The organism is Hymenobacter agri, from assembly GCF_054778495.1.
In genome coordinates, this window is the sequence record NZ_BAAGZM010000170.1 from 1 (window position 1) to 7,595 (window position 7,595).

At 58.9% G+C, this 7,595-nt stretch carries 7 protein-coding genes and 1 pseudogene; 1 reads left to right on the forward strand and 7 read right to left on the reverse strand.

Annotated features, from left to right (window positions below):
• On the forward strand, positions 1-672 hold a 672-nt coding region (locus ACYVDE_RS10420; RefSeq protein WP_460501450.1), incomplete at its 5' end, for an FAD-dependent oxidoreductase.
• A gap of 312 nt (positions 673-984) precedes the next feature.
• Here the strand turns inward: ACYVDE_RS10420 and ACYVDE_RS10425 are convergent.
• The 7 genes and pseudogenes from ACYVDE_RS10425 to ACYVDE_RS10455 form a co-directional block, all read right to left on the reverse strand.
• Positions 985-1,203 (reverse strand): hypothetical protein, encoded by a 219-nt coding sequence (locus ACYVDE_RS10425; protein WP_460501451.1) that lies wholly within the window; start codon positions 1,201-1,203, stop codon positions 985-987.
• Between the two features lie 12 nt (positions 1,204-1,215).
• Positions 1,216-1,509 (reverse strand): type II toxin-antitoxin system HigB family toxin, encoded by a 294-nt coding sequence (locus ACYVDE_RS10430; protein WP_196294168.1) that lies wholly within the window; start codon positions 1,507-1,509, stop codon positions 1,216-1,218.
• Between the two features lie 30 nt (positions 1,510-1,539).
• Positions 1,540-2,049 carry a hypothetical protein gene (locus ACYVDE_RS10435; RefSeq protein WP_460501452.1) on the reverse strand — a complete coding sequence of 170 codons (510 nt, stop codon included), beginning with the start codon at positions 2,047-2,049 and terminating at the stop codon, positions 1,540-1,542.
• Positions 2,050-2,132: 83 nt separating this feature from the next.
• The gene (gene icd, locus ACYVDE_RS10440; RefSeq protein WP_460501453.1) at positions 2,133-3,398 is read right to left on the reverse strand and encodes an isocitrate/isopropylmalate dehydrogenase family protein; all 1,266 of its coding nucleotides are present in this window, start codon (positions 3,396-3,398) and stop codon (positions 2,133-2,135) included.
• A gap of 142 nt (positions 3,399-3,540) precedes the next feature.
• Positions 3,541-6,582, reverse strand: a complete 3,042-nt coding sequence (locus tag ACYVDE_RS10445) for a M16 family metallopeptidase (protein WP_460501454.1) — start codon at positions 6,580-6,582, stop codon at positions 3,541-3,543.
• Complete coding sequence (locus tag ACYVDE_RS10450; RefSeq protein ID WP_460501455.1) at positions 6,509-6,862, reverse strand: hypothetical protein; 354 nt, start codon at positions 6,860-6,862, stop codon at positions 6,509-6,511. Before ACYVDE_RS10450 ends, ACYVDE_RS10445 begins: the two co-directional genes overlap by 74 nt.
• 55 nt (positions 6,863-6,917) lie before the next feature.
• Positions 6,918-7,595, reverse strand: a pseudogene (locus ACYVDE_RS10455) (DNA polymerase III subunit gamma/tau); the annotation flags it as partial.

Genomic DNA, 7,595 nt, shown 5'->3' on the forward strand with positions numbered 1-7,595 from the left:
GTGAGCCGCGCCGCCGACGGCCACCTCACCCTGACGGTAGATACCAAGGACGGCGAGCGCCGCCTGCGCGGCAGCCACCTGCTGGTGGCCGTGGGCCGCACCCCCAACACCGCCGACCTGGGTCTCGAAAACACCAACATCACCCTCGACAAAAAGGGCTACATCGAGGTCAACGAACACCTGCAAACCGGCACCCGCGGCGTGTATGCGCTGGGCGACGTGAAGGGCGGCCCGCAGTTCACCCACATCAGCTACGACGACTACCGCGTGGTGCGCGATGCGCTGCTGCACGGCAGCCAGCGCACCACCGAGCACCGGCCCATGCCCTACGTGGTGTTCACCGAGCCGCAGCTGGGCCGCATTGGCCTCTCGAAGAACCAGGCCAAAGAAAAAGGCATTCCTTACCGCGTGAGCCGGCTGCCGGCCCGCACCATTGGGCGGGCGGTGCAGACGGGCGAAACCGACGGCTTCGTGGAGGTGCTAGTGGGCGAGGATGACCGGCTGCTGGGCGCGGCCGTATTCTGCGAGCAGGGTGGCGAAATTATGACCATGTTCCAGCTGGCGATGGCGGGCAAGCTGCGCTACCAGGACTTGCAGAACATGATTCTGGCCCACCCCACCTGGGCCGAAGTGCTGAACAACGCGTTTCAGCGGCTGAAGCCGGGGGAGTAGCCGTCCATCGGCGCGGCTTCGGCCACTCCGGCCACTCCTGAAGTGATGGCAACCGCTCGTTCGCTCTTTTGAATGGCTTGAAATAAATTATTCCAAATCGGCCGATTTGGAATAATTTATTTCATTCGACGGCGAATCGGCAAACTCAACCTGCTACTCACTCGCGCTAAAGTACCTGCGCAAGCAGGTGCGCAAGGAGCAGGGCGTTGATGCGCCGGCGGGTGGCCCGCAGCCGGGCTAGGCTTTGGGATTAGGCATGAAAAAGGGCACCCGCTTGGCGTGGGTGCCCTTTTTCGTTATTGCAATCAGTGTTTAGGCTGCTGCGTTTGAATCAAATTCTCCGGGTCGGCGGGTGCGCTGCTCGTAATAGTAAATCAGCGCGGTTAACACCTCAAACTCGTCGCGCACATCCTGAATGGGCGAATCGTAGGCATTCACGGCAATCAACTCATCCAGCCGCAGGTGGGCCTGCGCCAGCTCGGCATCGGTGCGGATGGGCGAAACGGTGGTAATGGTTTGGATGGCTAGCATAACGAAAGGTAGTTAAATGGTGGCAACATCAAGTTTGTCGTAAGCGCTGTGCGGGCCGATAAAGCGAATAAATACGGTGCGGACGCGGTAGATAATCAAAACAACTAAGCGGTACTTATTGCCGCTGATGTTAAATACCACCCGGTCGTTAGCAACCAGAGAGGCATTCGGGTAAACGGCTTTGAGCTCGTTCGGCGTTCCCCAATCGGCTTGCTCCACGGTCGCAATCCACTGGCTGAGGCTGGCACGAGCATCGGGGTACGCTTCAAGAAACTCCCGCAACGGCTGTAGCTTGATGATGACCATTAGTAGGTGCAAGTATGTAAAGCTAATTTATTAAAGCCCAACATTCAGTGAGGCTGGCATTCGCTTAACCTCATCATGGCTTCTAGCAATTTTATTCACCAAAGCAACTAAGCTCTTTATTTTTATCGCCTTTTCGTCTCGTGTGCTAATACAATCATCATAGTAGCTAATTATCGTTTCTTCGTTTTTGGCATGTACTGTTATGACAATGGAAACGCCGGGTTCTACTATTTCCACACACCTTGATTTCAGTTGGTTCGGATAAGTTGTATATCTCATTTTCGTAAGTTGACTATAGATAGCCGCTTTTTCAGCGGAATTGATTCTGAAGCTAACTGTAGAGTCGATTAATGCAGGCACTTCGTTAATCAAATGCTTTTTGGGCACGCCCTTGCGCGTATATAAATTCTGAAAAGTATCTATTATGTCATCTCCATAACTCACCCGAATAGCAAAGTCCGTTGGAACTGGTGCTGTTTTAGGTTTGCCTTGGGCTAATAAGCACAATAGTGAAAAGGACACAATTTTAAATACCATCATTAGTCAAGATTAAACGCAAAACCCCCGCGCCAGCCAAAGCCGACGCGGGGGTTTCTGTTGGTGCTTAGGCAGCGGCCAAGCTACTACATATTCTTGATAATCTCCTGGCCGAATTCGCTCGTTTTGAGGAGGGTGGCACCTTCCATCTGGCGTTCGAAATCGTAGGTGACGCGCTTGCTGGCGATGGCGGCTTCGAGGCCTTTGTTGATGAGGGCGGCGGCTTCTTTCCAGCCCATGTACTCCAGCATCATCACGCCGGAGAGGATAACCGAGCCGGGGTTCACCTTGTCCTGGTTGGCGTATTTGGGCGCCGTGCCGTGGGTGGCTTCGAAGATGGCGTGGCCGGTGACGTAGTTGATGTTGGCGCCCGGCGCGATGCCGATGCCGCCCACGATGGCGGCCAGCGCGTCGGAGATGTAGTCGCCGTTCAGGTTCAGGGTGGCCACCACCGAGTACTCCGAGGGGCGCAGCAGAATCTGCTGCAGGAAGGCATCGGCGATGCTGTCCTTCACGATGAGCTTGCCCTGCTCCACGGCCTGCTTCTGCAGGGCATCGGCCACGGCCACGCCCTGCTTGGCCACGATTTTATCGTACTGGGCCCAGGTGAACACCTTGGCGCCGAATTCCTTCTCGGCCAGCTCGTAGCCCCAGGTTTTGAAGGCGCCTTCGGTGAACTTCATGATGTTGCCCTTGTGCACGATGGTCACCGAAGGCTTCTTGTTGTCGAGGGCGTACTTGATGGCGGCGCGCACGAGGCGCTCGGTGCCTTCCTTGCTCACGGGCTTGATGCCGAACGAGGACGACTCGGGGAAGCGGATTTTCTTCACGCCCATCTCGTCCTGCAGGAATTCGAGCATTTTCTGGGCCTGAGGCGTGCCGTTCATGTACTCGATGCCGGCGTAGATGTCCTCCGTGTTTTCGCGGAAGATGACCATGTCGGTTAGTTCCGGGTGCTTCACGGGCGAGGGCACGCCGTCGTAGTAGCGCACGGGGCGCACGCAGGCGTAGAGGTCGAGCTCCTGGCGCAGGGCCACGTTGAGGGAGCGGATGCCGCCGCCCACGGGCGTCGTGAGGGGGCCTTTGATGCCCACGAGGTAGTCGCGGAAAGCGTCGAGGGTTTCGTTGGGCAGCCAGTTGTTGGTGGCTTTGTAGGCTTTCTCACCGGCCAGCACTTCCTTCCACATCAGCTGCTTTTTGCCACCGTATGCCTTCTCCACGGCTGCGTCGAAGACGAGTTTGGAAGCGCGCCAGATATCCGGTCCAATCCCGTCGCCTTCGATGAAGGGAATAGTGGGTTTGTCCGGAACGGTCAGCTTACCGTTTTTAATGGTGATTTTTTGCTCTGGCATGGGGGTATCGTCGTTTGTGTAAGTCTGTCATCCTGAGCGCAGCGAAGGACCTTATCGCGTCAGGCTTTGTATGTATAATTTAACCGGGCGCAGGCAGGATAAGGTGCTTCGCTGCGCTCAGCATGACAATCGGTGGGCTGGTTTAGTACCCGAAAATCTCCTTCAGCGTGAGCTGCTGCACCTGCCCGTACTTGGCCAGCTCCTTGAAGTTGAGCCGGTCTTTCGAGCCGATGACCAGAATAACCTGGTTCTGGCCGCGCACCTTGGCCTGCTGAAATTTCTGTAGCTCGCTGAACGTCATTTTCTGGGTGCTGGCGTACACGTCGCGGCGGATGTCGTAGTCCAGGCCCAGACGCTTGGCGCGCTCATAGCTCATCAGGATATTGCCTTTGGTGATGCGCTCGGTGCTGATGCTGTTGCGGATGGCGTTTTTGGCGATTTCGAGGTTGGCTTCGGCCACGGGCATGTCGGTGAGGAGGGCTTCCATGCCGGCCATGGCCTCGGGCAGCTTGTCGCTCTGGGTGCCGATGTAGCTTAGGTTGTAGTTGGAGCGGCCCAGCTTGTCGGCGTTCGAGTAGCCAGAGTAGGCCGAGTAGGCCAGCGCCTTGCTCTCGCGCAAATCCTGAAACACAATGCTGCCCATGCCGCCGCCGAAATACTCGTTGTAGAGCGCCACCGTGGGCGCCAGGTCCTTGCTGTACAGGTCGCCCTTGGTCAGGAACAGGATTTCGGCCTGCACCATGTTGTAGTCAACCCAATAGACCTTTTTGTCCTTCAGGGGTTGCTCGGCGAAGTCCTTGGCCGCCGGGGCGGGCGTGAGCTTAGCGGGGGTTTGATGTCCGTTGCGAAGCGTCCAGAGCAAGCCCGGGTAGCGCACGCCAGTTGGAGATTCAGCAGTAGGAGTTCCTTTTCCAACAGCCGGGGCATCGTCGGTAGCAGGCCGCGGCCCGTAGTACAGCACCCGGTGCTGGTACGAAGTCAGCTTCTGCACCAGACTCGTGAGCTGCTCCGGCTTCAGCGCCTTCAGCTCTTTCTCGCTCAGGATGTTGGTGAAGGGGTTTTTCGGACCGTACTTCACGTAGTTCACCATCGCCTGATTCAGAATCACGCGCTTTTCGAGCTTGGCATCCTGGCGCTGCTTGAGGATGCCGGCCACCATGTTTTTGAGGGCGGCGGCATCGGGCTTGGGCGCGTGCAGCAGCTGCTCAAACAGCTTGAGGGCGGGCTCCAGGTTGGCGTCGAGGCCATTGAGGGTGACGAAGGTGCGGTCGGCCCCGCTGTTCACGCTGAACGAGCAGCCCAGCTTGTAGAACTCCTGCTGCAGCTGGGCGGCCGAGTACTGGCCCGCGCCGAGGTATTGCAGGTAGTCGGCGGCCAGGCCCCAGCGCGGGTCCTGGTTGTTGCCCAGGTCGAACACGTAGTACAGGTTGAACAGGCCGTTTTCGGCGTTGTGCGTGTAGTACAGCGGCAGGCCGGGCTTAATTTCGGTTTCCTGAATGTCCTTTTTGTAGTCGACGAACACAGGCGTCAGCTCGGTGCTCGGCATGGCCGTGAGCTGCTTGTAGTAGGCCGAGGCCGCGTCGCGGTTGGCCGGCACGGGCGTGATAGCGGGCTTCACCACCTTCACCTTGTTGGGGTCGGTGCCGGTGCGCTTGAACACGGTCACGAAGTTCGGGCCGTAGTTGTCGTTGGCGAACTTCACGATTTCAGCCTTGGTCAGCTTGCCGAAATCGTCCTGCTGCTGCAGGTAGTCCTTCCAGTCGATGCGCTCGATGAAAGCCTCGTACATGGCGCTGGCGCGGGCCTCGTTGCTTTCGTAGCTCTTGGTGCGGGTCAGCTTCTCGTTGTTGATGATGGCCGGAATCAGCCAGTCGGGGAAGTTGCCGGCTTTCACCTTAGCCAGCTCGCCGAGCAACAGGGCACGCACATCTTCCAGCTTCTGCCCCTGGCGCGGCGTGCCGTAGATGACGTGGGTGGAATAGTCATCGTTCAGGTCGGTGAACGAGGCGGCTTCCAGCACTTTCTGCTGCTGGTTCAGGTCGAGGTCGATGAGGCCGGCCTGACCGTTGGTCAGGATTTTATCGAGCATGCGCAAGCGCACGCCGTCCTTGCTGGCCTTGCCCGGCAGGCGGAAGCCCAGCATCACGTTTTCCGACTGCGGCCCGAGGATTTCCTTGGTAATCGGGGCCGTGAGCGGCGCTTCCACCGGCGCGTTGAAGGCCGGCACCGGCTTGCTCGGCATCGCGCCGAAATACTTATCGATAACGCGGATGGTCTGGTCAAAATCCAGGTCCCCGCTCAGGCACAGCGCCACGTTGTTCGGCACGTAATACTCCCCGAAATACTTCTTAATCTCCGTAATAGACGGGTTTTGCAGGTGCTCAATCGTGCCGATGGTCGTCTGCGTGCCGTAGGGGTGCGTGGGGTAGAGCGCCGCGTTCAGCGCCTCAAACTCCTTGTTGAAGTCGGAGTCGAGCCCGCGGTTTTTCTCCTCGTACACGGCCTCCAGCTCGGTGTGGAACAGGCGCGGCACCATCTCGCGCAGGCGCTCGGCCTGAATGGCGGCCCACTTCTCGAGTTGGTTGCTCGGGATGTCTTCCTGATACACCGTCTCCTCGTTCGAGGTGTGGGCGTTCGAGCCTTTCGCGCCGATGGCGCCCATCACCTTGTCGTACTCGTTGGGCACGGCGTAGCGCGCGGCCACGCCCGAGATGGAGTCAATCTGGTGGTAGGTGCGCTTGCGGGCGGCGGGGTCGTTGCGCTGGCCGCGGTACACTTCGTACAGCGCCTCAATCTTATCGAGCTCTACCTTTTCCTTGGCCCAGTCCTGGGTGCCCAGCTGCGAGGTGCCCTTGAACACCATGTGCTCGAGGTAGTGGGCGAGGCCGGTGGCGTCGGCCGGGTCGTTCTTGGAGCCAGCGCGCACGGCCAGGTAGGTCTGGATGCGCGGCGCGTCTTTGTAGTCGGACAGGTAAACGGTCAGGCCGTTAGCCAGCTTATAAATGCGGACGCCCAGCGGGTCGCCGGGCACCGATTCGTAGCGGTATTCTTTGGGTGCCGGGGCAGCGGCAGTTGCGGCGACGGGCGCCGCCGTGGCAGTTGCAACCGGCTTACTCGATTGACATTGCGTGGCAACACCCAACACCGCCAGGGCCGGAATCAACAGCAGAAAATTCTTTTTCACGAAGGGCGCGGGCGGGTGCGGTAAGGGATTCAAAAAACAAAGGTAGCTGGCTGATAGGGGAATAAAAAACAAAATTTCGTGTTATCTTGCAAGGTTGTACCAGTCCTAGAAGGGCCAGAAGTTTGGTGCCGTGCTTTTCCCCAAACGTTTGCGGTTGCGTGCACTCCCCTGCCTTTTCTTCCACGGATAGAAAATACCCGTTAAGACTGATTGATAAAAGCAAGAACAGCCTGGCGCGATGCCCTAGGCTGTTCTTGCTTTTCACTTCGGCGTCGGCCACATCCTCGGCAGGCCCTTTTCTTAGAGGGTGCTACTAAGAGAATAATGGACTACCGCTAGAACTCGTTTTCCAGTCCCAGCCGCTGCTTGGCTTCGCGCAGAGCCGGGAATCGCTCGGCTAAGTACTCAAACTTGTCGGATGTGGTGTAGAGCTTGCGAGCAGTGGGCGCAGCTTCGGTCACAAAGGGCTGCACGTTGAGCCGGAAATTGCCAGTGCGGCGGCGCAGCTCGGCCAGAAATTCCACGCGCATCTCGTTGAACTGGTCGACCTGAATGGGGTTGTCCACGGCCAGTTCGATGACGTGCTCCTCATTGGCTGTCACGGGCCGATTCAGCACCCAGAATTCGCTCATGCGGTCCTGGGCGCGACGTTCCTCAGCCAGCTCCTTCCATACGCGTTGCAACACGGCGGGGTCGGTGGGCGCTTGAGGGCCGGAAGTTGTTACCGGTTCGGCCGCGGCTGTTGCCGCTGGGCCGGCGGCTGCACGCGCGCCCATGTTCTTGAGGCTGGGCAGCTTGCTGGCCAAACTGGGAATTTTGGCGAACGCGGCCTGCGGCGTGGGGCGCGGCGCAGGCTCGATGCCCTCGAAGCTGGGCACGCCGATTTCGACGTGCGGCAGCGTATCGCGCATCTGGTGCCGCTCGGTGACGGCCGCATCCGGGTCAGCCTCGATGCTAGGCGTGTCGTGCAGCTCGTCCACGCCGTTTTCGACGGGCAGCGGGTCGGGGCCGTC